Source organism: Herbidospora mongoliensis, assembly GCF_001570545.1.
GTDB classification, from domain to species: Bacteria; Actinomycetota; Actinomycetes; order Streptosporangiales; family Streptosporangiaceae; genus Herbidospora; species Herbidospora mongoliensis.
Genome location: NZ_BBXD01000009.1, coordinates 379,858 through 404,122, shown reverse-complemented (window position 1 = coordinate 404,122; position 24,265 = coordinate 379,858). Strand labels below are relative to the sequence as shown.

Annotated in this window: 19 protein-coding genes; 10 read left to right on the top strand and 9 right to left on the bottom strand. The window is 68.3% G+C overall.

Annotated features, from left to right (window positions below; genetic code table 11):
* Nucleotides 1-25: 25 nt before the first annotated feature.
* The 4 genes from AW272_RS06215 to AW272_RS06200 all read right to left on the bottom strand — a co-directional run bounded on the left by AW272_RS06215 (nucleotide 26) and on the right by AW272_RS06200 (nucleotide 5,202).
* A complete protein-coding gene (locus tag AW272_RS06215; protein WP_157518386.1) occupies nucleotides 26-763 on the bottom strand; it encodes an AAC(3) family N-acetyltransferase in 738 nt (245 codons plus the stop codon).
* A gap of 68 nt (nucleotides 764-831) precedes the next feature.
* Nucleotides 832-3,099, bottom strand: coding sequence for an FxsB family cyclophane-forming radical SAM/SPASM peptide maturase (locus AW272_RS06210; protein ID WP_157518384.1), 2,268 nt, complete (start codon nucleotides 3,097-3,099; stop codon nucleotides 832-834).
* A gap of 31 nt (nucleotides 3,100-3,130) precedes the next feature.
* A complete protein-coding gene (locus AW272_RS06205; RefSeq protein WP_066361707.1) occupies nucleotides 3,131-3,310 on the bottom strand; it encodes a hypothetical protein in 180 nt (59 codons plus the stop codon).
* A 647-nt stretch (nucleotides 3,311-3,957) separates the two neighbouring features.
* On the bottom strand, nucleotides 3,958-5,202 hold the full coding sequence (locus AW272_RS06200) for a M20/M25/M40 family metallo-hydrolase (protein ID WP_083958132.1): 1,245 nt from the start codon (nucleotides 5,200-5,202) through the stop codon (nucleotides 3,958-3,960).
* Nucleotides 5,203-5,273: 71 nt separating this feature from the next.
* Here AW272_RS06200 and AW272_RS06195 point away from each other — a divergent pair, with 71 nt between their 5' ends.
* Nucleotides 5,274-6,080: a hypothetical protein gene (locus AW272_RS06195; RefSeq protein ID WP_066361704.1), complete on the top strand. Its 807-nt coding sequence runs from the start codon at nucleotides 5,274-5,276 to the stop codon at nucleotides 6,078-6,080.
* Between the two features lie 58 nt (nucleotides 6,081-6,138).
* On the opposite strand, the gene AW272_RS06190 is transcribed toward AW272_RS06195, so the two are convergent.
* Nucleotides 6,139-7,209, bottom strand: coding sequence for a DUF5925 domain-containing protein (locus AW272_RS06190; RefSeq protein ID WP_066361699.1), 1,071 nt, complete (start codon nucleotides 7,207-7,209; stop codon nucleotides 6,139-6,141).
* Nucleotides 7,210-7,307: 98 nt separating this feature from the next.
* On the opposite strand from AW272_RS06190, the gene AW272_RS06185 reads away from it, so the two are divergent.
* The 7 genes from AW272_RS06185 (at nucleotide 7,308) to meaB (ending at nucleotide 16,233) form a co-directional block, all read left to right on the top strand.
* A complete protein-coding gene (locus AW272_RS06185; protein ID WP_066361698.1) occupies nucleotides 7,308-8,414 on the top strand; it encodes an amidase family protein in 1,107 nt (368 codons plus the stop codon).
* Nucleotides 8,411-9,340 (top strand): S-methyl-5-thioribose-1-phosphate isomerase, encoded by a 930-nt coding sequence (gene mtnA / locus AW272_RS06180; protein WP_066361697.1) that lies wholly within the window; start codon nucleotides 8,411-8,413, stop codon nucleotides 9,338-9,340. Before AW272_RS06185 ends, mtnA begins: the two co-directional genes overlap by 4 nt.
* A gap of 76 nt (nucleotides 9,341-9,416) precedes the next feature.
* Nucleotides 9,417-10,535, top strand: coding sequence for a 5-methyltetrahydropteroyltriglutamate--homocysteine S-methyltransferase (locus AW272_RS06175; RefSeq protein WP_066361696.1), 1,119 nt, complete (start codon nucleotides 9,417-9,419; stop codon nucleotides 10,533-10,535).
* 83 nt (nucleotides 10,536-10,618) lie between these two features.
* Nucleotides 10,619-11,431, top strand: coding sequence for a peptidoglycan recognition protein family protein (locus tag AW272_RS06170; RefSeq protein ID WP_066361695.1), 813 nt, complete (start codon nucleotides 10,619-10,621; stop codon nucleotides 11,429-11,431).
* 55 nt (nucleotides 11,432-11,486) lie between these two features.
* Nucleotides 11,487-13,136, top strand: coding sequence for a methylmalonyl-CoA mutase family protein (locus tag AW272_RS06165; RefSeq protein ID WP_066361693.1), 1,650 nt, complete (start codon nucleotides 11,487-11,489; stop codon nucleotides 13,134-13,136).
* Nucleotides 13,133-15,250: a methylmalonyl-CoA mutase gene (gene scpA, locus AW272_RS06160; protein ID WP_066361692.1), complete on the top strand. Its 2,118-nt coding sequence runs from the start codon at nucleotides 13,133-13,135 to the stop codon at nucleotides 15,248-15,250. Before AW272_RS06165 ends, scpA begins: the two co-directional genes overlap by 4 nt.
* A complete protein-coding gene (meaB, locus tag AW272_RS06155; protein WP_066361691.1) occupies nucleotides 15,247-16,233 on the top strand; it encodes a methylmalonyl Co-A mutase-associated GTPase MeaB in 987 nt (328 codons plus the stop codon). The genes scpA and meaB overlap by 4 nt, the downstream gene beginning before the upstream one ends.
* On the opposite strand, the gene AW272_RS06150 is transcribed toward meaB, so the two are convergent.
* From AW272_RS06150 to AW272_RS06135, 4 genes are read right to left on the bottom strand one after another with little or no spacing between them, the layout of a single operon-like run.
* Complete coding sequence (locus tag AW272_RS06150) at nucleotides 16,175-16,753, bottom strand: hypothetical protein (protein WP_083958055.1); 579 nt, start codon at nucleotides 16,751-16,753, stop codon at nucleotides 16,175-16,177. The genes meaB and AW272_RS06150 overlap by 59 nt on opposite strands.
* Nucleotides 16,740-18,245, bottom strand: coding sequence for a vWA domain-containing protein (locus tag AW272_RS06145; protein WP_066361689.1), 1,506 nt, complete (start codon nucleotides 18,243-18,245; stop codon nucleotides 16,740-16,742). Before AW272_RS06145 ends, AW272_RS06150 begins: the two co-directional genes overlap by 14 nt.
* Complete coding sequence (locus tag AW272_RS06140) at nucleotides 18,242-19,336, bottom strand: toxic anion resistance protein (protein WP_066361688.1); 1,095 nt, start codon at nucleotides 19,334-19,336, stop codon at nucleotides 18,242-18,244. The genes AW272_RS06145 and AW272_RS06140 overlap by 4 nt, the downstream gene beginning before the upstream one ends.
* A 10-nt stretch (nucleotides 19,337-19,346) precedes the next feature.
* The gene (locus AW272_RS06135) at nucleotides 19,347-20,390 is read right to left on the bottom strand and encodes a hypothetical protein (RefSeq protein ID WP_066361685.1); all 1,044 of its coding nucleotides are present in this window, start codon (nucleotides 20,388-20,390) and stop codon (nucleotides 19,347-19,349) included.
* A gap of 218 nt (nucleotides 20,391-20,608) precedes the next feature.
* Here AW272_RS06135 and AW272_RS06130 point away from each other — a divergent pair, with 218 nt between their 5' ends.
* Nucleotides 20,609-22,552 carry a CehA/McbA family metallohydrolase gene (locus AW272_RS06130; protein WP_066362516.1) on the top strand — a complete coding sequence of 648 codons (1,944 nt, stop codon included), beginning with the start codon at nucleotides 20,609-20,611 and terminating at the stop codon, nucleotides 22,550-22,552.
* Between the two features lie 133 nt (nucleotides 22,553-22,685).
* Nucleotides 22,686-24,254: an ABC-F family ATP-binding cassette domain-containing protein gene (locus tag AW272_RS06125; protein WP_066361682.1), complete on the top strand. Its 1,569-nt coding sequence runs from the start codon at nucleotides 22,686-22,688 to the stop codon at nucleotides 24,252-24,254.
* The last annotated feature ends 11 nt before the right edge of the window (nucleotides 24,255-24,265 follow it).

Here is a 24,265-nt window from a genome sequence, read left to right as displayed (position 1 = left end):
AAACGGGGCCCGGTCGAGCGCCGCCTTACGGCGCCGGAACTTCGGAACACCGCCGGTGGCGCAACCAGCGGACCGCGTGATCCACCGCAGCGCGGGTCGGGAACAAGGCGGCCATCGCTTCTCCGACAGAGTTTCGGCGGACCTGGCCGGTCGCCACAAAGTCCTCGCCCACCTGCGCGAAGTCGCTGTCATCGAGTACGGCGTCGACGAACTTCCCCCATTTGCGTCCGTCGCCGTCGTTCACAACGCAACGGTAAGTCCGTGTGGGCGTGTCCGGAAAAAGGTACCTATATTCGGCCAGGTGAAAAGCCGTGCAACGGTCGAACCCAACTCCTAGCAGAAGAACCAACGCGTCCGTGTCGTAAAGGCGCGCCATAGGTGAGTTCTCACCGTGATGGCAGTCTCGGGCGTGATCGGCCATCAGTTCTGCGGCCCGCCGGCCGATCGCGGCGTAGGACGTCTGTGGATGAGCGCTCCTGACCGCCCCCGGGGTGAGTCGGACGGTTTCGGCGATCACGCCCATGCCGTGGGACGGGGACGTGGCCGCGTCGAAGGCGGGCATGCGGGCGCGGTAGTCGGCTTTTGCCGCCGGGCTCATATCGGAGGTGGCCAGCGCGTGTGCGGTGGAAGTATCGGAGTTCTGCGGGGTAAACGCGGGCACCACCAGAGTGCCCGCCGGTCCGAGCAGCTCGCGCAGTACCGACACGACGGTGGCGGCCCCACCCTCGACCCGGCCGACCCGGCTGAGCGAGGAGTGCAGCATCAAGGTCTGGCCGGGCCCGACACCGAGCCGGACCAGATCCGCGCGCAGTTCGTCGGCGGTGAGGACTGTCAGCCGCCCTGAGTCTGGAACGCCTCCAGGTGCGCCCGTGTGGTGGCGTCCGCGGCGGCCCCGGCCTCCGGGGGGACCTCCTCGCTCGACCATTCGGTCACCGTCTCCTTCATCCGGCGAACGAATCTGAGGCCCAGGTCGGTGAGCGCTCCGGAGGTGAGCAGGGTCTCCAACGCGCTCGCCGTCTGGTCACGCCAGCGGGCGAAGTGTGCGTGGTCCGGCAGCGCTCCGGTGACCTTCCTGCGCCGCCGCCAGAAGTCCACGACCGCGATGTGAGCGTACGTGCCCTGGAAAAGACCTTCCAACGGCCGAGGGTCAGGGCGCCACGGCGCGTAGAACAACTGTTTGTCCTCCGGGTCGAACAGGTCGACCAGGTCGAGGACGGCACCCAGCTTGACGTGCTGGAACTCGTGGATGATGAGCAGGGCCAGGGTCTCTGGGGAGGCGGGCAGAGCTGTCCCGAGAGCCCCGAACGCATTCCGGGCGGTGCAGCTCACGTCATCGCCGCCCGCGTCGGCTGCCAGGGGCGTGATCGTGGACAGCCCAGCCCGTAGCCCGGGAACGTATTCGGGAAACTCGCTCTCGATCACGGCCCAGGCCGCGTGGAAGGTCGCCTGCCAGGCGATCATCTCGTCTGTGGTGAGGCGTCCCGTGACCGGTAGGCCGTAGCAGTCGCGGAACGGATCGCCGTCATCGACCAGCACGGAGAAGTCGCCCGAAGTGAGGCGCCTTACCGGCCGCCATGTGAATCCGTCGGACGCCTCGACACGGCCGCCCTCCACCGTCACTGTGGCCGAGTCGCCGGTCAGACCGCCGATGGTGCCCACGGTCGGCAGGTGGGCGTCCCCGTCGTGCACTGCGACCCGAAAGGTGCCGGCAAGCCCAGCCACCACGGCGATGGCGGCGGTGATGTTGCCCAGGTAGGAGGCATCGGCGTCGCCTTTCCGCGCTTGGATCGCCCATTCGCGGATATACGGATGAGTGAGAACCCTGGTGGCCGCCTCCGGCCGGCGGTTGTCCAGGTCGACAAGAAGCGGCCAGGCGTCGTGGTTGCTGAAACCGGAGATCAGCACCCGGCGGAGGCTGTGTTGGGCTTCGGCCAACTGTCGGATGTCACCGAGGTCGCCGAAGCCGGCCGCGACGGTGTTGAAAGAGCTGAGCGACAGCACGTGGTGTTGCATGGAACCCGCGTCCCTGATGTGACTGATCAGTTTGAATAGGTCGGTGCAATAGACGCTCGGATTGACGAACGAGCCCGCACGGAACCGATGGGGATAGAGCCCGCCGCCGCACGAGGTGACGAGTTCGCATTTCTGACACGCGGCGGACAGTCCGGCGAGTCCGCTTTGCCGGGCGAGGATGCCCGGATGGCTCGCCGCTTCGTCGACGGAATGCTGGAACACGTCCTGGCCGGTTGCCGGGGCACCCTCGAACGTGACCTTCATCGAGTCGACCTGTTCATATGACCCGTCGGTCTCGATCACCATTAGGCTGCTGGGGTCGAGCCCGATCGCCTCGGTGAGACTGGACTGCCCGTTGAGCGTACGGATCACCGAGTCGAACAACCGGACAGCCATCGGACGGTTGTCACGTTCCCATTGGTCGTATATGGCTATCAGCCAGTCGGCGTACGCGGTAGGCGTCGGCCGAGGCGAAGGCGCATCCCAGGTCGCATGGGGGAGCAGAAAATCCACTCTCGGCGGAGCCTGATCGAGCAGGGCGTGGTACACCTTGATCGGGTCACTGGCCACGTCGATCGTGCAGAGCAGGCCCGAGTAGAGGTGTTTGCGCGAACGCAGCAAATTTATGCTTCGGATGACCTTCTCGTAACTGCTGCGACCGTTGCCGTAGACGCGATGGAGGTCATTGGCCTCGCGGTGACCGTCGAGGGAGACACCGACACCGATCCGGTGGCGATCGAAGACGTCGAGAAACCGATCCGTGAGCGTCACACCATTGGTGTGGATCCTGAGGTCGAGGTGGCAGTCGGGGGGCAGCTGCTTCCTCAATGTTGTCGCGATGTCATCCAGGCGGGCCGGCCCGGCCAGCAGCGGTTCGCCTCCATGAAGAACTACTTGTACATAGGTCAAGCCGTGCTCGATGGCATGTTCAGCGATTCGCCCGGCGATCCTAGACGCTGTTGCGGTGCTCAAGACCGCGGGTTTCCCCCGCCAACTGCTGTCTTCACTCTCGTAGACATAGCAGTGGTTGCACGCCAGGTCGCATCTGCTATGAACTTTCACCACGAACTGACTGATCGGCAGCATGGGCGGGGTCATTCCGCAGGCGCCAATATTTTCAGATCGCCGAGGTGAAGCGGGCCGTAGTCAGTTCCTGTTCAAGCATTCGCTGAAGCATTGCCTCTGTTTCGCGACCCTGAGTACGCTCAATATCCGTCAACGACATGCCCGTGACATTGACGACGACTGATGTGACAACATCCAGCGTGGTAGGTGTCATGGCCAAACCCTTCATCATGGGATAGACTCTCGGAAGTGGACTTTGATTGGGCGCCGCTGGCGATGGTGTGCCAAATTAGCCCAAGTCGAGAGGTTTATCGCAAGGATTAATGGCCGCCACACCTGTGGCGCGAAAACATTATCGCCGGTACTGCGCCGGGTCAATGTGGATCACCGGCCCGAATTGTTATGTGGGGTTTTTATCCCTGACTGCACTAAAGCACCCCCCTAATATTGCAAAACATCGTGCAGGGTGAATTTGGGCGCTTTGTCCTGTGTTGAAAAAACGGACGTACGGTGTTAAAATGACACATGTTACCGATGTGACTACACTCCGTGTCTAGCCACCTCCTCGAAGTGATCCCAATTTGGGTCAAGGGCTGTTGGCCGTTAAGTAATCTTTGTCCGATTTTGTCGGCCGTCTGATTTCGGACAGCGCACCTGGTCTGGATTTTGTGGTAAGGGTGCGGCTTCTCGCGCATAAAAGCGCTGGTCGTGCGGGGAGAGGTCTCGACCGTAGGTTGCTGCCGAACCGGGATTCGATCATCGAGATGGTGTCATCCGGGTGATGGCGGGCACCGTCGACCTCTTGTTGTCCGTGGTGCGGCTTCGTTGCGCTTGCTGATTTTGGTCTCCCTGTCGGGATATCCGGATGCGACTGGATGATCATTGCGTCAGCAACCGGTTCAGAACGCGCACTCCGAATTCAAGAGCATCCATCGGGACTCGCTCATCGATGCCATGGTACATACCGAAATAATCCATATCCACGGGTAGCAACATAGGGACGAAGCCGTAACCCTTAATGCCCAGGCGCGCAAACGACTTCGCGTCGGTCCCGCCGGTCATCACGTAAGGGACCGGGCGGGCAAGGGGATCCTGTCCTCGAATCGCGTCTCCCAGGTCGTGAAACAGACCCGACATCGGCGCGGAAGGCGCGCCTTCCAAGTTGATGAACTCCCTGGTGATCCGAGGTCCCAGCAATTCATCGACTGTCGAAAGGAACTCGTCCTGAAACCCGGGAAGGAATCTCCCATCGATTCCCGCCTCCGCGCGCGATGGAATTACGTTGACCTTGTATCCCGCCGCCATCATCGTCGGGTTCGTCGAGTTCCGTAGTACCCCCTTGAGCAGTGCGGCGGCTTGGGCGGGCACCTCTGAGAGGTCCGCAGGGTCGATCTGCATCCCCAGCGCGTCGGAAAGTTCGCCGACCAGGGCCGCCACGGATGGCGTGAGGTGCAGAGGCCACTCATAGTCGGCCACCCGTGTCAGCGCCCGCGCCAACTCCGCCACCGGGTTGTCCACCGGCGGCTTCGACCCGTGCCCGGCGACCCCGTGCGCCGTCACCTTCATCCACGCCGTCCCCCGCTCCCCGACCCCGATGGGATACACCCGCACCCCGGACGGCATCGTCACGGAGAACCCCCCGGATTCGGAGATCGCCTCCGTACACCCCTCGAACAGGTCGGCGTGCTCGGACACCACATACCGCGACCCGAACTCCCCGGTCGACTCCTCATCCGCGAGGAAGGCGAGAACCAGGTCTCGCCGGGGCCGCCGCCCCTGCCGGATCCAGGCCAGCGTCATGGCCAGGCTGCCCTTCATGTCCACGGCCCCGCGTCCGTGCACGTACCCGTCCGCGATCTCCCCGCTGAACGGATGCAGCTGCCAGTCGGCAGGGTCGGCCGGCACCACGTCCAGGTGCCCATGGATCAAAAGCGCGTCAGGCGAGTCTCCGGGCACCCGGCAGATGACGTTGGCCCGTCGGGGCGCGCTCTCGATGATGATCGGTTCCAGCCCTACCTCGGCCAGCAACTCGGCGACGTACTCCGCGGCCTCGCGTTCCCCTGGGCCGGGGTTGGTCGTGTCGATGCGGATCAGTTCGGAGCAGATCTTGGCAGCCTCACTCATGATCCAACCCATACCTGATTGAGCATCCCCCTACTCATGCGACCCCACCAGAAGCGCGCCAAGCTCCAGACATGCGGAGGAATCTGCTGATTTATCAGGGCCCTGGCGCGGCCCCTACGCCCGAAGGCTGGCGCACGGAGAAAGTCAGCCACCACGACCCCCGTCACCTGTGCCGATGGATCGACCGGCACTGGGAGGGCGGCCGTATCGCACTGGTCGGCCACGGCACGGCCGGGCTCGTGTTCCGGCACGCCTACCTGGTCGCCAACGGCGACGACGACTCACGCGAACACCGCCCCTGGGCCGGGCACGTCTCCCGGATGGTCCTGCTGGCGACCCCGAACAGGGGCGCGGGCGTCGGGCGGTTCCGGCGCGGCGGTCCTTACGTCACCGATCTGCGCATCCGCTGGGTCGACCACTTCGACCGGACCACCGACCCGGTCAAGGTCGTCCAGATCGACCTGCCGTCGGCGCGGCGGGAGGACTGTGTGGACGTCGAGCAGTTTCCCAACGCCCGCCACGTCACCACACCCGACGTCTTCGACAACCGGGCCATCCTCGACGCCGTCCTCGGCCGCTTCCAGCCGACCACACCTCCGGTCAGGCCGGCTCCCCAGCCGATGGAGTTCCTGCTCACGCCGTACACGAGACTGAGGACTTTCCTTGATGTGTACGCCCAGACCTACGCCCTCCACCGCCACGCGGGCATCACCGTCACTGCGGTCGAAGGGGGCACGAAAACCCTGGCCAGGGCCCTGAGCAAGGTGCCGACGCTCCGCTTCGACGCGGTCCACCTGGAGCGGACCGCCCTCCCGCCCGACTTCCCGTGGCATCGGGTCGTCGAGCGGGAACAGGCCGGTCAGATTACCCATAGGTAGATCTCCCGCCCGGTATCCACCGAGCGAGAGCGATCAGACCGCCCGCTCGCTGGAGCCGCTACAGGTATTGCCCCGTCTCCACCGGAACCTCCTCGGGCACCACTCCTGCCTTCACCGCGAACATCTCCGCCAGCGTCAGCCCACCAGGCCCGACCCCGGCAGAATCTCCCAGCCACGCCGAAGCCTCGTCAGGCGCCATCCGCCCGACCTCGATCTGCGCCAGGCACCGCCCCGGCCGCACCACCGCCGGATGCAGCCGCTGCAGATCCTCATTCGTCGTGATCGCCACCAGGACGTCCCGCCCCTGCCCCAACAGTCCGTCGGTCAGGTTGAGCAGACGCGAAAGCCCCTGCCCGGCGGACATCTTCGCCTCCGCCCGGATCAGTTCGTCGCAGTCCTCCAGGACCAGCAGCCGCCACTTGCTCTCGTCGTGGTCAGGACAGTCGCACCCGACCGCCACATCCAGCAGATAACCCGGATCGTTGAACAGCCGCTCGGGATCGAGCACGCAGTCGACCTGGCACCACGTCCGCCACTCGCGGGCGAGGGTGCGCAGCAGTGTGGTCTTCCCGGTGCCCGGCGGACCGTTGAGGAGAAGGAGCCGTCCGGGCGCGGAGTCGGCCTTCATCGCCATCAGGGCATCCAGCTTCCCCAAAGCAAGCCGAGGATAGTTCCGCCGGATGTCGGCCCAGGCGGTCGCGCCGATCGATTTGGTCGACCGGCGGCGCCCCCTGTCGGACATCCAGTAGAAGCCCATGGTCACGGCCTCCTCGTCGGCGGGGCGAGGCTCCTTGGCGTCTTTGACGGTCTCGGCCATGACGGCCTGCACGAGATCCTCCGTCACGGCGGTGACCACGACCACCGCGTCGCCGTCCTTGTAGCGGATCACCCGCATGGTCCATCCCTCGCCCTCGTACAGGCGGGAACTGGGTCCGTCGTCGTTGAGGGCGGCGCGGACCAGCACGCCGCCGGAGGCGGTCAGCGGCGCGTCCTTGCGTACTTTTTCCACGGTGGCGGTCTGCGCCCACGGCTGTGCCCCGGTCGCGAAGGGGGACAGGGCGAGGGCATCGATGATGTCAGCGGGGCTGTCGCTGTCGTCTACCCACACTTTCATCTCGAGCGGAGTCATGGGTCAATGATCCCGATCTGTCGTTGAGGGTGTCGAAGCATTATCCGTTTACGCGTGGGACACGGGGCGGAAATCGGCCTCGCGTAGGAAGGTGAGACATGGCGATAGATAGGGCGATCGATCCGTTCGTACCGTGGGGTGTCGCAGCGCCGGAGGCCGAAGGGCCTCGTCTGGCGGTCAAGGATGTCTTCGACGTCGAGGGGCTGCCCACCGGGGCGGGCCATCCCGGCCGCCTGGGCGAACCGGCGGAGCGGGACGCGGAGGCCGTGGCGCGGCTCCGCGCCATGAGCGTGTTCGCGGGCAAGACGCACACCGACGAGCTCGCCTGGAGCCTCGGCGGGATCAACCAGCACTACGGCGCGGTGGAGAATCCGGCCGCGCCGGGGCATGTGTGCGGGGGGTCGTCGAGCGGGTCCGCCGCGGCTGTCGCCGGCGGCCTCGCCGATATCGGGCTGGGCACCGATACTGCCGGTTCGGTCCGCGTTCCGGCTTCTTATTGCGGTCTGTACGGCTTTCGCCCGACCCATTCCCGGGTTCCCCAGACGGGCATGGTGCCGCTGGCGCCCTCCTACGACGTGCCGGGGCTGCTGACCAGGGACCTGCCGCTGCTCGAATGGGCGGTCGACGCGCTGCTCGATCCCGCCCCCGAGCCGAAGACGCCCGAACGCGTCTGGGTGCCGGCCGACCTCTGGAGTGAGCTGTCCCCGCGCGTGGGGGCGGCGCTGGCGCCCGCCATCCGGCGACTCGGGCTGCCGATCGACCGGACCTCCTTCGGGCTCGACGTCACCGACGCGTTCGCGGTCACCCAGGCGGCCGAGGTCTGGGAGTGTCACGGCGACTGGGTGCGCGCCGAGCGGCCCGAGTTCGGGCCGGGGGTGGCGGCGCGGTTCGAGCGGGCCGAGCGGCTCACGTCCGAAGAGGTCAGTCTGGCGGCGAAGAACGTCGCGGAGGCGCGGCTGCGGCTGCTGGAACTGCTCGACGGCGCGGTCATGGCGCTGCCGAGCGCGCCCGGTGTCGCGCCCGTCATCGGGAGGCCGTCGCGGATGCGGGCGGCCACGTTGCGGCTGACGTGCCTGGCGCCGATCGCGGGGGCGCCGGTGCTGAGCCTGCCGGTGACGCTGCTCGACTCGTGTCCTCTGGGGCTTTCGCTGATGGCGGCACCCGGGGGCGATATGAGCCTGTTCGCGCTAGCGTCGGGGGTATGACCACTATTGGGTGGGACGACGACGCCATCGTCCTCATCGACCAGACCCGGCTGCCCGGTGAGCTGGTCCACCTTCGCATCACCACGGTCGCCGAACTGATCGACGCGATCAAACGGCTCGCCGTTCGCGGGGCGCCCGCCCTCGGAGTCGCGGGGGCGCTGGGGGTCGCGCTCGCGGCACGTACCGGCGAATCGATCGAACCCCTGGCGGAGGCGCGGCCGACCGCGGTGAATCTGGCGTGGGGGGTGCGGGAGGCCGCGATGGCGGCCGACCCGCTGAAGCGGGCCCTGGAGATCCGCGACGACGACGTCTGGGCCTGCCGGGAGATGGGGGAGCGCGGCGCCGACCTGCTCGCCTCCTACGCCGCGACCCGCGTGATGACCATCTGCAACACCGGCGCCCTGGCCACCGTCGAGCGCGGCACCGCGCTCGGGGTCATCCAGACCATGCACGAACGGGGCACGCTCACCGAGGCGATCGCCCTGGAGACCCGGCCGCTGCTCCAAGGGGCTCGGCTGACCACTTGGGAGCTCCAGAACATGGGCGCGCCGTTCCGGCTCATCGTCGACTCCGCGGGTCCCTTCCTGCTGGCGCGGGGGCTGGCCGACGCCGTCGTCATCGGGGCCGACCGGATCGCGGTCAACGGCGACACCGCCAACAAGATCGGCTCCTACATGCTCGCCCTCGGGGCGCATCGGGCCGGGGTGCCGTTCATCGTGGTCGCGCCGGAGACCACCATCGACCCGCTGACGCCGAGCGGCGTGGAGATCGAGATCGAAGACCGGGGGAGCGCCGAGGTCACCGCGCTGCCGGGCATCGACACCTATAACCCGGCCTTCGACGTCACGCCCGCCGAGCTCATCACCGCCATCGTGACCGAGCGACGGGTGGTCCGGCCCGCGCGGGGAGAAACGCTGGTTCCGTGATCAAGGACCGAGCCGTTATGCGCTAGCGTCTTGACGACTTCCGTCATGATTGAGACATCCACGGAGATGATTCGCAATGCGCACAGAGCCCCCCTTCCGCGCGGATCACGTCGGCAGCCTCCTGCGGCCGGCATCCCTGCTCCAGGCTCGTGACGACTACGCCAAGGGCGCCATCGACGCCGCCGAGCTCCGCGGCATCGAAGACGCGGCCATCCGCGACGTGGTCGCGCTGCAGGCCGACGCCGGGCTCCAGTCGGCGACCGACGGTGAGTTCCGCCGTGCCTCCTGGCACATGGACTTCATCTACCGCCTCGGCGGGATCAGCGTCGCCGCCGACGAGCAGATCGTCGTCAAGTTCCGCAACGACACCGAGAAGATCGAGTTCACGCCCAAGGGCATGAAGGTCGACGGCAAGATCACTCTCAACGAGACGATCTTCGGCGACGACTTCGCCTACCTGCAGAGCGTGGCCGGTGAGGGCCAGACGCCCAAGCTGACCATCCCCTCGCCGAACATGGTCCACTACCGCGGCGGCCAGGCCTCCATCGACCCTGGCGTCTACCCGGACATCGAGGAGTTCTGGACCGACCTCGCGGCGGCGTACCGGACCGAAGTGGCCCGGATCGGCGCGCAGGGCTGCACCTACCTGCAGTTCGACGACACCTCGCTCGCCTACCTCAACGACCCGGCGCAGCGCGCGGAGATCGCCGCCCGCGGCGACGACGCCGACCACCTGCACCTGCGCTACATCCAGCAGATCAACGCCGCCATCGCCGGCAAGCCCGAGGGCATGCGGATCACCACCCACATGTGCCGGGGCAACTTCCGCTCCTCCTGGGCGGCCGAGGGCTCCTACGACTTCGTCGCCGAGGCCCTGTTCGGCGAACTCGGCGTCGACGGGTTCTTCCTGGAGTTCGACGACGACCGCTCGGGCGGGTTCGAACCGCTCCGCTACGTGCCCAAGGGCAAGTACGTCGTCCTCGGCCTCATCACCACCAAGTCGGGCGTCCTGGAGTCCAAGGACGACCTCAAGCGGCGGGTCGAGGCGGCGTCGAAGTACATCGACGTCGACCAGCTCTGCCTGTCTCCGCAGTGCGGGTTCTCTTCCACCGTGGAGGGCAACAGCCTCACCCAGGAGGAGCAGTCGGCCAAGCTGCGTTTGATTGTCGAGACCGCTCAGGAGATCTGGGGCTAGAGGGGCTATACCAGGGTCAGTGCCGTTGGGCATATCGGCCGTCGATATGGGCAAAGCGCTCCTCGCGCCGTTCGGCGGCCAATATGCTCGGCGTCCTGTCCAACCTGCACGGGAGTTTCTTCGTGGCCATCTCGCTGGTGACCCGCTCGCAATGGGGAGCCCGAGCTCCCAAGGGGTCGTACTCCCCGCTGACCTCCACGAAGGGTGTCAAGGTCCACTACACCGGCGGGCGCGTCCCACCGGAGATCGTCGACAACCACAACCTCTGCGTCGCGCAGGTCAAATCGATCCAGAACTTCCACATGGACGGCAACGGCTGGATCGACATCGGATACTCGATGATCGCGTGTCCGCACAAAAGGGTGTTCGTCGGGCGCGGTGCTGACATCCTCCCCGCCGCCAACGGCTCCGGACTGAACGCCGACCACTACGCCGTGCTCGGCCTCGTCGGCAACGCCGGATTCGTCAAACCCAACGACAATCTGCTGCACGCCGTCCTCGACGCCATCGAATACCTCCGCAAGGAGGGCGGCGCGGGCACCGAGATCAAGGGGCACCGCGACGGCTTCTCCACCGACTGCCCCGGCGCGGCGCTCTACGCGTGGGTGCAGCAGGGGGCGCCCCGGCCCGGTGGAGGGGATCCGGAGACCCCGCCCGACGGGCAGATCCCGGCGTGGCCGGGGCGGCTGTTCACGTTCCCGCCGGTCACGGTCGGTGACGACGTCAAGCGGTGGCAGCAGCAGATGAAGAAGATCGGGTTCGGCCTCGACGTCGACGGCGCCTACGGGCAGCGCTCACGCGACGTGTGCAAGACGTTCCAGCGGCGGGTGGATCTGCCGGACGACGGGATCGTGGGACGGCAGACCTGGGAGGAATCGTTCCGCTACACGTTGTGAATTAGGGGGAGACCGGGGGGCTCCCACGTCAGATGTTCCACTTATCATCCGGAACATGAAAGAGGATCTGGCGGCCGGGTTCGAGCCCGGATCGCGGGAGGAATGGCGGGCGCTCGCGCTCGGTGTGCTGCGCAAGTCGGGATATGAGGGCGACGACCCGGAGGGCCGGCTCTCCGCCCGCACCTATGACGGCGTGACGATCGCGCCTCTCTACGACGGGCTGCCCGATGCGCCGCGCCTGGTGGGGCCGGCCGGGCCCTGGGACGTCCGGCAGCGGCACGCCCATCCCGACGCCCGGGTGACCAGGGAGGCGATCCTCGCCGATCTGGAGAACGGCGTCTCCTCGCTGTGGCTCGATCTCACGGCCCTGGATCCCGCCGGACTCCCGGTGGCGCTCGACGGGGTGCTTCTGGATCTGGCGCCGGTCGTCCTGGACGCCGGAAACAGGGCCGCCCAGGCGGCGCACACCTTTCTCCAGGTGGCCGAGAACGTGGACCTGCCGGGCGGGAACCTGGGGTTCGCCCCCGACGATCCCGATCTCGCCGACTTCGCCGGCCGGGCCCGCGGCAAGCTCCGGCTGGTCGTGGTCGACGCGCTGGCCTACCACGACCGCGGTGCCGCCGACGCGCAGGAACTCGCCGCCTCGCTCGCCCAGGGCGTCCGGGCGCTGCGGCGGCTCACCGAGGTGGGGCTGCCGGTCGAGCGGGCCTTCGAACTGATCGAGTTCCGTTACGCCGCCACCGCCGACCAGTTCCTCACGATCGCCAAGCTCCGGGCGGCCCGCAGGCTGTGGGCCCGGGTGGCCGAGGTGGCCGGCGGCCCGCCCGCCCAACTCCAGCACGCGGTGACCTCGGGCGCGATGATGACGGCCCGGGACCCGTGGGTGAACATGCTGCGCACGACCCTCGCCTGTTTCGCGGCGGGGGCCGGGGGCGCCGACGCGGTGACGGTCCAGCCGTTCGACGCGGCGCTCGGGCTGCCCGACGCGTTCGCCCGCCGGATCGCCCGCAACACCCAGTCGCTGCTGGTCGAGGAGGCCGGGATCGCCCGGGTCGCCGACCCCGCCGGCGGTTCCTGGTATGTCGAGCACCTGACCGACGACCTGGCCGGCAAGGCCTGGGAGTTGTTCCAGCAGACCGAGAAGCACGGCGAGCAGGTCATCGAAGAGGCCATCGCCGGCGCTCGTGAGAAGCGGGCCGAAGACGTCGCCCGCCGCAAACACCCCATCACCGGGGTGAGCGAGTTCCCCAACCTCACCGAGAAGATCCCGGCCAGAACGCCCGGCCACGGCCTGCCCGGCGCCCCTCACCGCTATGCCGAGCCCTTCGAGTGGCTCCGCGACCTCGCCGACGCGCAGGAGAACCGCCCGACGGTCTTCCTGGCCACGATCGGCCCGGTCGCCGTGCACACCGCCCGCGCCACGTTCGCCGCGAACCTCTTCGCCGCCGGGGGCATCGCCACCGTGACGGGCGAGCCGGCCGATTTCGTCCAGGCCGGAACCACCGTCGCCTGCATCTGCTCCAGCGACCGCCTCTACGCCGACCAGGCCGAACAGGTCGCCGCCGCCCTGCGGGAAGCCGGGGCCCAGAAGGTGTGGCTGGCCGGGAAGGGGGAGTATGAAGGTGTCGACGCCACCCTCTTCGCGGGGTGTGACGCCCTGAAGGTCCTGGAGAGCACGTTCGACGATCTGGGAGTGGACCGATGATCCCCGACTTCAGCGAGATCCCGCTCGGGACCGGCCATCCCGAGCCGTCCAAGATCGACGGAGACCCCTGGGAGACCCCGGAGGGCATCGCGGTCAAGCCGCTCTACGAGGCCGCCGACCTGCCCGGCTATCTGCCGACCTATCCCGGCAGAGCGCCGTTCCTGCGCGGCCCCTACCCGACCATGTACGTCAACCAGCCCTGGACCATCCGCCAGTACGCCGGGTTCTCCACCGCCGAGGAGTCCAACGCCTTCTACCGCCGCAACCTGGCGGCCGGGCAGAAGGGCCTGTCGGTCGCCTTCGACCTGGCCACCCACCGGGGCTACGACTCCGACCACCCGCGCGTCGAGGGCGACGTCGGCATGGCCGGGGTGGCGATCGACTCGATCTACGACATGCGCCAGCTCTTCGACGGCATCCCGCTCGACAGGATGTCGGTGTCGATGACCATGAACGGCGCGGTGCTGCCGATCCTCGCGCTCTACATCGTGGCCGCCGAGGAGCAGGGGGTGAAGCCGGAACAGCTCCAGGGGACGATCCAAAATGACATCCTCAAGGAGTTCATGGTCCGCAACACCTACATCTACCCGCCGGAACCCTCGATGCGGATCATCTCCGACATCTTCGAGTTCACCTCGGCGAAGATGCCGAAGTTCAACTCGATCTCGATCTCCGGCTACCACATCCAGGAGGCCGGGGCCACGCTCGACCTGGAGCTGGCCTACACGCTGGCCGACGGCGTCGAATACCTGCGGGCGGGCACCAAAGCCGGCATGGACATCGACGCGTTCGCGCCGCGACTGTCGTTCTTCTGGTGCATCGGGATGAACTTCTTCATGGAGGTCGCGAAGCTGCGCGCGGCCCGGCTGCTGTGGGCGCGGCTCGTGCGGGGGTTCGGCGCGCGGAACCCGAAGTCGCTGTCGCTGCGCACCCACTCGCAGACCTCGGGCTGGTCGCTGACCGCCCAGGACGTCTACAACAACGTCGCCCGCACCTGCGTCGAGGCGATGGCCGCCACCCAGGGCCACACCCAGTCGCTGCACACCAACGCCCTCGACGAGGCGCTGGCGCTGCCGAGCGACTTCTCGGCCCGGATCGCCCGCAACACCCAGCTCGTGCTCCAGCAGGAGTCGGGCACCACCCGGGTGATCGACCCGTGGGGCGGCTCCTACTACGTCGAGCGCCTCACCGAGGAGCTGGCCGAGAAGGCGTGGGCGCACATCCAGGAGGTCGAGGAGGCCGGCGGCATGGCCCGCGCCATCGACCTGGGCCTGCCGAAGCTCCGCATCGAGGAGGCCGCGGCCCGCACCCAGGCCCGCATCGACTCGGGCCGCCAGCCGGTGATCGGCGTGAACAAGTACCGCCCCGAGGCCGACGAGCCCCTCGACGTGCTGAAGGTCGACAACAGTTCGGTGCGCAAGCAGCAGCTCGCCAAGCTGGAGAGGCTTCGCGACGAACGCGACCCTTCGGCGGTGGAGACCGCGCTGGAGGCGCTGACCAAGGCCGCCGCCGGCTCCGGCAATCTGCTGGCGCTCGCGGTCGACGCGGCCCGCGCGAAGGCGACCGTCGGGGAGATCTCCGACGCGCTGGAGAAGGTGTTCGGCCGCCACGAGGCCCGCATCCGCACGATCTCAGGCGTCTACCGGCAGGAGGCCGGAGCGGGCATGGGCAAGATCGAAGAGGTCCGGGAGGCCTGCGCCGAGTTCGCCGAGGAGGAGGGCCGCCGCCCCCGGATCCTGGTGGCGAAGATGGGCCAGGACGGCCACGACCGGGGCCAGAAGGTGATCGCGACCGGCTTCGCCGACCTCGGGTTCGACGTCGACGTCGGCCCGCTGTTCCAGACGCCGGAAGAGGTCGCCCGCCAGGCGGTCGAGGCCGACGTCCACGTCGTCGGGGTGTCGTCGCTGGCGGCGGGGCATCTGACGCTCGTCCCGGCGCTGAAGAAGGCGCTCGAGGCGCAGAACGCGGGCGACATCATGATCGTGGTCGGCGGGGTGATCCCGGCCGGCGACTTCGACGCGCTGCGCGCCGCCGGGGCCGACGCGATCTTCCCGCCCGGCACGGTCATCGCCGACGCCGCCCTCGGCCTGGTCAGCGACCTGCGCAACCGATGATCGCCGAAGGGGTCAGAAGGGGAGATCGCCGGTCGATCGCCCGCGCCATCACCCTGGTCGAGTCGACCCGCGCCGACCACCGCGAGCAGGCCCAGGACCTGCTCGCGGAGCTCACCCCGTCGGCCGGGAAGGCCCGCCGGGTGGGCGTCAGCGGGGTGCCGGGCGTGGGCAAGTCGACGTTCATCGAGGGCCTCGGCACGATGCTCACCGGCCAGGGCCACAAGGTGGCGGTGCTCGCGGTCGACCCTTCCTCCACTCGATCAGGCGGCAGCATCCTGGGCGACAAGACCCGGATGAGCCGTCTGGCCGTCGACGAGAACGCCTTCATCCGGCCCTCGCCGACCGCCGGGACCCTCGGCGGGGTGGCGAAGGCGACCCGGGAGGCGATGGTCGTCGTCGAGGCGGCCGGATACGACGTCGTGCTCGTCGAGACCGTCGGGGTCGGCCAGTCGGAGACGGCGGTGGCCGAGATGGTCGACACGTTCCTCGTGCTCTCGTTGGCGCGGACCGGAGACCAACTCCAAGGGATCAAGAAGGGCGTCCTGGAGCTGGCCGACGTCATCGCGGTCAACAAGGCCGACGGCGAATACGAACTGGCCGCGAAGAAGGCGGCCCGCGAACTGTCGGGCGCGCTGCGCCTGCTGAACTCACACACACCGGTGCTGACCTGCAGCGGCCTCACCGGGACGGGATTGACCGAGCTGTGGGCGCACGTGCTGAAGCACCAGGAGACGACCGACCTGACGGCCAGACGGCAGCGCCAGGCGGTCGACTGGACCTGGGCGATGGTCCGGGAACGGGTGCTGACCGACCTTCGGCAACGAACTCGAGGCATCGCCCCGGAGATAGAGCAGCAGGTCCTCGACGGAGTCCTCACCCCGGCTCAGGCGGCCGACCTGCTGTACAGAACCGGTGAGGACCGTTTCACAGATCCAGCGACGATCCGCCGAAGCGGTCCTGGAGGAAGCGGCCCTGGTCCTTGAGCGCCTGTTCGTCGCCCGCGTGGACCGCGTCGGCCACTCGGCCCAGGCCCGTTTTCAGCAGGTCGAGCTGGCTCAGCAGTTCGGCATGGGCGGCTTCCCGGCGCGCGACAGGCAGCCGCCCGTACGCCTCCAGACTGGTGGGCAGGTAGTCGCGGATCGTCTGCGACACCACGTGGAGGTGGTCGGGCGACTGCACCCGGCCGAGCACGCCGCGCAGCGTCTCGGCCAGTTCCACCACGCGCTCGATCACGTCGGCCGGGAAGCCGCGTAGCCGCCCGACCAAAGAATCCAGCTCGGCCCGCAACACCGATGTCTCCGCCTCGGCGAGGGACAGTACGACTCTGGTCTTGTCCGAGGGGGCCAAAACAGCGCCCAGGCCGTACAGGCCGAAGACGACGACGGGCCAGAGCGATCCGGCGACGCCCAGGAACACCAGGCCGACCCCGACCAGCCCGCAGATCGAGCCGACGATGTTCTTCGTCGAGCCCAGATAGGTCAGGACCCGGTCACTGGTAGCCACGGATCTCCTTGAACGCCTCGGCCAGCGAGCCGTTCCTGGCGTCGAAGACGGCGCCGCCGGTCAGCTTGGCGATCTCGTTCATCTCGTCGACGTCGCTGTCGCCGAACAGCACCACGAAGGTCCTGACCGCCTTCTTCTCGGCGGGGAGCGCCTGGTAGTAGAGCTGGAAGTCGAGGTATTCGGAGCCGTCGGTGTTCTCGCCGTCGGTCATCAGCACGATCGACGAATAGCGCTCGGTGTCGACCGGCTGCTCGTAGGCGGCCCGCAGGGCGTCGTAGATGGCGGTCCCGCCGCTGGCCGACAGCCCTTCCGCGTAGCTCCTGATCTGGCCGAGCATATCCTCCGGATCGCTCTCGGGGAGCTGGTAGTCATGCTGTGGCTTGGTCCGGTCGCTGAACGGCAGCAGCGTCACGAACTCGCGGTTGCGGAACCGGGAGAACGTGCCGTAGGCCGAGGTGTCGGCGCCGGTCAGCGTCACGAGCGCGGTCCGCAGGCTGTCGATGCGGTCGCCCTCCATCGACCCGGAGGTGTCCAGCACGAACACCGCCCGCGCGGGCACCCGCACCTGGTTCAGGTAGGCCCCGATCAGCTCGTCGGCCGCCGACCGCCGGTTCGGGAACGGCAGTTCCTCGAGTGAGGCCGTCCCGAACTCCTCCGCGAGGTGAACCCCCGGCACGATCGGCCGCCGATGCGTGGCCGCCATGATCTTCCGCTGGGTCTCGGGTGTACGCAGCCAAGAAGCCAGCTCGTCGTACTGCTCCTGCCGGGCCGACGACGCGAGCAGGGTCAGCGGATAGTCGGCCGACACCACCCCGTCCGACGGATAGACCAGGGTCAGCTTGTCGCGCATGCCGAGCAGCACCGACTCGTAGTTGACCAGACCGTCGACGTCCGGCCGTGCCGTGTAGGCGTCGGCCAGCCAACCCGACGACCCCGACGTGAGCCGCTGCGCGGAGAAGAACTCCTTCAGCTTCGGCGTCACCGAAGCGATCGTCTGAGCGTCGAGGGCGTCACCGGCGTTCGACAGCGCCGCCGCCACGCCGACCAACGCGGAGAACCCGGAGTTCGACGACGCCGGGTTGGTCATCCCGAACGTGAACCTGCCGGAGGAGGCGGCGGTGGCGATGTCCGTCCAGGACACCTGCTTGCCGTCCCAGCCCAGCTCGGCCGCCTTGGCGGGTTTGAGCCCCAGCACGACCGGCGAGTTCATGATCTTCGTCTGGGTCGACAGTCTCTCGCGCGCCCCGTCGATGAGGGACAGGTAGCGGTTGGAGGAGAACCAGATCGCGTCGTAGTCGCCCGCGTCGCCCCGGGCCACCTGCTCGGCGCCGTCGAGGGTGCCGGTGTAGGTGAACTCGACTTCGACGCCCGACTCCTTCAGCAGCGGTTCGAGGTCGGCGACCTCGCTGCCGGCCAGGATCTTGAACGGCTCGTCGGCGGAACACGCGGTCAGCGACGCCGCCACCAGCAGCAGCGCCAGCAACGCCCTCATCGCTCGCTCCGGTCGAGGTACTTGCGCGCGTTCTCGATCTCCACGGTCAGGCTGCCGATCGTGGTGGCCATGGTGTCCACGGCGCGCGACCGGAACTCGTCGATGGTGTCGATGGTGGCGTAGATGTTGTCGAACGCCTTGCGCAGCGAGTCGAGGTCGATCGTGGTCGAGGCGGCCTGCGCCTGGATGTCGGCGGCCTGGCCGCGCAGCAGTTCGCTCGTCGACACGATCAGGTCGGAGGTGGTGGAGTTCAGCGCGGTGATCTGGTCGAGCACCAGTTTCTGCCCGGCCAGCGCCTGGGCGACCACGACCGCCGTGCGCAGCGCGGCCATCGTCGTCGTGGTGGCGCGGTCGACGCCCTTGATGAGCTCCAGGTTGTTCTTGCGCACGAGGTCGAGCGCCAGGTAGCCCTGCGCCGAGACGGCGAGCTGGGTGAGCAGGTCCTGGTGGCGCTGCCGGATCGCGAACAGGGCGTCGCTGCGCAGCGCGGTGACCCGCTCCTCGTCGGTCTCGCGCAGGATCAGCTCCTCGATCTCCGCGTCGAGGGCGGCGGCCAGCACGGCGTACTCCTGGAGTTTGAGCATCGCGTCCCACATCAGGCGGCGCTCGCCCTCGATGGCGGCGTTGTCCTTGCGTAATTCGTCCTGCCCCGACTTGAGCGAGCGCACGATGTCGTCGAGGTGCTTCTGCGCGCTCTGATATTTGGCGAAATAGTCACGCAGCCTGTTCGGCAGCAGGCCCATCAGACGGCGGCCCGTGGTGGCGTTCTTCGGGTCGAGGTCGACGATCGTGCGGCGCAGCGACACCAGGTCGCCCGCGACCGGGCCCTCCGACGCCCGTAACGGGCGCTTGAGCATCCGGTTCGACACCTGCGACGACGAGCTGATCTCCCCGGCGCCCATCGCGGTGATGTCGGCGACCTTCTTGGTGAAGTCGGGAGAACGTGGGTCGATCGCGGCCAGCTCCCCGGCGAACGCGCGGGCCCGCCCGGTGAGTTCGGTGTCGCGTTCCGCCGACACCGGCATCATGCGGGAGGCCTTCTCCACGGGCACCGGCGGGACGGGCTCCGGTGGCGTGAGTACGAGGTCCATCAGACCTTCCTCAGAGATAACGCTCTTCGATCATCGCGACGAGCTGTTCCAGGTGGTCGTACGTGGGCGGCTCGACCACGTCGGCCAGGTCTTGGGCGAGCGGGGTGCCCTGGGCGAGACCGGCGAAGACGCCGGGGTCCGCGGTGCGGAAGCCGTATCGCGCCGCGAGTTCGGCGAACTCGGGATCCTCGGTCAGCAGGCGGCCGACCTCGTTCGCGTCCTCGTCGAAGGGCACCAGCGTGTGTTTGCTGAGCACCGTCGGCGACGGGTAGAGCAGCCGCATCTCGGGGCCGATGGTGCCGTCGTTCGCGAACAGGCGCGCGGCGTACTGCGCCTCGTAGATCATTATCATGGGCGTCTTGCCCATGCCCATGGCCAGGTAGTCCTCGAACGGCGCCTCGGAGGTCGACTCCGAATAGCCCTGGTCGAGGAACAGCGGCGCGACCTTCTCCGCCACCCGCGCGTTCGCGCCCCTGATCACGTCGTCGCCGTTGGCGACGAAACTGGTCATGGCCAGATACATGGCCGCCGAGTTCGAGGTGCGGATGTCGGTCGTGGTGAGCAGCACCCGTTTTCTGGCTTTGTACGACCCGGGCAGCCCATCCCACCGAGTGTTCTCGGCGACCAGGTCCAGATATCTCCTGATGTCGAACGTCGTACCACTGACGACCCCGGCCCGCGTGAGCGTGCTCACGATCGGCTCGAAGGTCGCCACCGCCATCGGCGAGAAGAACGGCGCGAACGTCCGGGTCGCCCCGCGCGCCTTCTTGATCTTCTCGGCGGCGGGCGCGCTCGACGGGAAGGCGAACGAATATTTGCCCAGGTCCACGCTGGTGGCGATCTCGCGTGACCCGGCGGTGTCGACCTCGACCTGGAGGCCGTGCTTGGCGAAGGAGGCCTTGACCTTCGGGTCCTCGAAGAAAGGCTTCTTCTCCGACCCGATGACGCCGCGGACAACGGTGACGCCTGACCCCTGATTGCCCAGGACGAGGGCCGCGACGACCGCTCCCCCCAGGAGGATGGCCAGCGCCACACCGAGCAGTCTTCTCCTCATCTCATCTCGAATTATGTGAGAAGCCGCGAAAGCCGACGCGTGCCACAAAAAGAATTCAGAGGGCGTTCATCGACCCTTCACGGGTAAGGCTTTTCCCTCCCCGGTTCGGGTTTTCTCCCTCCCGGTTCGGGCGTGCTGCACCTTGACGCATGATTGCACCCCATGCCTGGTGATCCGGTGTGACGATGCTGTCGCTTTCGGATATCGGGGAGGCGATCATGCATCACGACCCGTTGTTGCCACCGGCGGTGGCACGGGCACTCGACGACTACCGCGCACTTCTGGCCGAGCACGGCATCACCTGGGGTGAACCGCCGATCGGCTACGTGCGCATGATGAGTTTCCTGAGGTTCCCGGACGAGGCGTATCAGATGTCCGGCGACACCGACCTCGACCGGGCCTTCCGCGACGCGGTCAGTGGCCGGGACGCCCCCGACGGGCTGACCGTGCTGCGGCTCACCCCGGGCGGCTACATCCTGGAGGCCCGCTCGTCCGCGGTGCTCTCCGCGACCCCGGTGGCGGGCGTGCTCCTGGTCGATTCGCTCCGTACGACCCCCGTCACCGTCACCCTCGACGGCGCGGAGCACGCCATCGGTCCCCAAGGAGCGCATCTGGCCGAGTTCACCAGCGACAGCGACCTGCGCGTCGACGGCGAACCGGTCGACCTGTCGGTCCTCACCCGGGCGGCGGTCCCCGCGCGGCTGCGCCTCCGAGCCGGTTTCCCCTGCCGCTGGAGTGTGACCTCGACCGACGGCCAGGGCTGGTGGCCCGACGGCGCCCCGAACCGGCGCGACTACCACGGCGTGCCCTACTTCCACGGCGACGACGTGCTGGTCCCCGTGCCGGCCGAACCCCTGGTCGTCCGGGTCACCCGCGGGATGGAATACGAACAGGCCGAGACCCAGGTCACGCCGTCGCCCTGGCGCGAGACCACCGTCGAACTCACCCCCGAACGCGTCTACGACGCCGCCGCGAAGGGCTGGTACGGCGCCGACCTGCACGTCCACCTCAACTGGGCGGGCGACGTGGTGGCCGCACCCGTCGAGGCCGCCGTCATGCAGCACGGCGAGGACCTGCACGTGCTCAACCTGGTGGCGGGCAACGTCGCCGGTCGCCGCGTCTACGACCAGGAGGCGCTGCACCACTGGGCCGGCCGCGACCTGCCGTGGTCGGACGCCGGGCACGTCGCCCGGATGGGCGTCGAATACCGCAACGACCTGCTCGGTCACGTCCACGCCTTCGGCCTGGCCGCCCCGCCCTCGATCTACCACACCGGCTTCCTCGACGACGCCGACTGGCCCCCCAACGGCGCCGCCTGCGGTGAACTGCGCGAACTCCAGGCCGTCTTGGGCTACGCCCACCCGTTCCACGGCCCGGTCACCACCCCCGGCGACGTCATCGGCTCCGGCCGCCGCGACTGCAACGCCCGCGCCCTGGTCGTGGACGCCGCGCTCGGCCTGGTCGACGGCGTCGAACTGCTGCACTTCTCGGAGATCTCCGGCACCGTCGAGGTCTACCGCCGGCTCCTCGGCGCGGGCAACCGCCTGGCCGCGCTGGCGGGCACCGACTCGATGCTCTCCTACACCCGGCAGGACACCGTCTCCAGCCCACCCGGCTGGGAACGCGTGTACGCGCGTCTCGGCGGCCCCCTCTCCGCCGAGGCGTACGCGCACGCCGTGCGGCAGGGCCGGACGTTCGCCACCACCGGCCCGTGGCTGGAGCTGACCGCAGGGGGAGCGGAGATCGGCGACACCTGGTGCCTGCCGGCCGGAGACGAGGTCGAGGTCGTCGTGCGCAGCGTCGGCCCCGAGGTCGAACGCCTGGAGATCTGCACCGCCGACGGCACGGCCGCCATCGGTCCGGGCGGTGAGCTCCGGGCTCTCATCAAGGTCACCGAACCCACCTACATCGTCGCCACCGCCTCGGGCGGCCCCCACCGGAGGTCGCTGCGCCGCCAGGTGTACGCCCACACCAGCCCCATCTACATCGACGTCGCCGGACGCCCGGTCGCCCGCGCCGAAGACGTGCGGTGGTGCCTCGAATGGCTGGCCCTGCTCGACCAGACGGTCAGGGTGCACGCCCGCCTCGACTCGCCGAGCCAGCTCGCCGACCACCTCGACCTCATCGAGAAGGCTGCCCAGGTCTACCGATCCCGCCTCTGAAAAACCGTTTGAAGGCTGGTGACCAGGTCATCTAACGTGGATGAGTCACATCGCCTGCCTTCGGGAGATCCGTTGAAGCTCTAGAGCTCATGTCCGTTCCTCACTGACACATGACCTCTGGAGTTGACGCGCCATGTTGCGTTGTGACGACCTCTTCTTCTATTGGGCCGACGGCACCCCCGTCTTCGAAGGCCTCGACCTGGTGATCGGCCCCGGTGTGACCGGGCTGATCGGGGTGAACGGTTCCGGCAAGTCCACTCTTCTCAAGCTGGCGGCCGGCGAGCTGGTGCCCATCGGGGGTTCGGTCCAGGTGACGGGCTCGGTGGGCTACCTGCCGCAGAACCTGCCGCTAGGGGTGGGACGCACCGTCTCCGACCTCATGGACATCACCGCCGCCCGGCGCGCCCTGCACGCCATCGAGGCGGGTGACACCTCGGAGGAGCACTTCGAGAACGTCGTCTGGGACGTCGAGGAGCGCGCCCGCGCCGAACTCGACAAGCTCGGCCTCGACGACGTCGGCCTCGACCGGACCGTCGCCACGCTGTCGGGCGGCGAGACCGTCATGGTCGGCCTCGCGGCCGAGTTCCTCCGCGCCCCCGACGTGCTGCTGCTCGACGAGCCGACCAACAACCTCGACCTGTCGGCCCGCCACCGGCTCTACGACGCCGTCACCACCTGGCCCGGCACGATCATCGTGGTCAGCCACGACAGGACGCTGCTCGACCTCGTCGACCGGCTGGCCGAACTCCCCGACGGGCGGACGTTCGGGGGCGGGCTGACGGCGTACGAGGAAATTCTGGAAGTGGAGCAGGAGGCGGCCGAGCGGACGGTCCGCGCGGCCGAGGGCGACCTGCGGCGCGAGAGACGCGACCTCATCGAGGCGCACGAGAAACTCGCGAAGCGGGCGAAGAACGCCAAGAAGGCCGAGGCGACCCGCGGCCTGCCGAAGATCGTGATCGGCGCGAAGAAACGCGCCGCCCAGGAGAGTGCGGCCAAGCACCGCCTCATGCACGAAGACCGGCTCGCCGATGCCCGCGACCGGCTGAGCGAGGCCGAAGAGGCGGTCCGCGACGCGGCCGAGATCCGCATCGACCTGCCCGGCACGGCGGTGCCGCAGACCCGGATGGTCCTGGAGTTCCCGCTCGGCGGCACGTTCGTCACCGACCGGGACGTCTCGGGACCGCTGGAAGTCGTGCCGGAACGCCGTGGCCGCGAACCGTCGGAGCTCGTCATCCGGGGGCCGGAACGCATCGCCCTGCTCGGGCCCAACGGCTCCGGCAAGACGACGCTGCTGGAGGCGATCACCGACTGGCCCGAACTGGTGCCGACGCGCTATCTGCCGCAGCGGCTCGACGTGCTCGACGAGAGCGTCAGCATCGCGGCGAACGTGCGCGCGGTCGCGCCGGACGCGACGGAGAACGACATCCGCGCCGGGCTCGCCCGGTTCCTGTTCCGGGGCGACCGGGGCGACCAGATCGCGGGCACGCTGTCGGGCGGCGAACGGTTCCGGGCCGCGCTGGCCCGGCTGCTGTTCTCCCAGCCCCAGCTGCTGCTGCTCGACGAGCCGACCAACAACCTCGACCTGGCCGGCGTGCGCCAGCTCGCCCAGGCGCTGTCGAGTTACCGGGGAGCGCTCATCGTGGCCAGCCACGACCTGCCGTTCCTCGACTCGATCGGCATCACCCGGCGGCTGGACCTGTAACGGCGACGAGC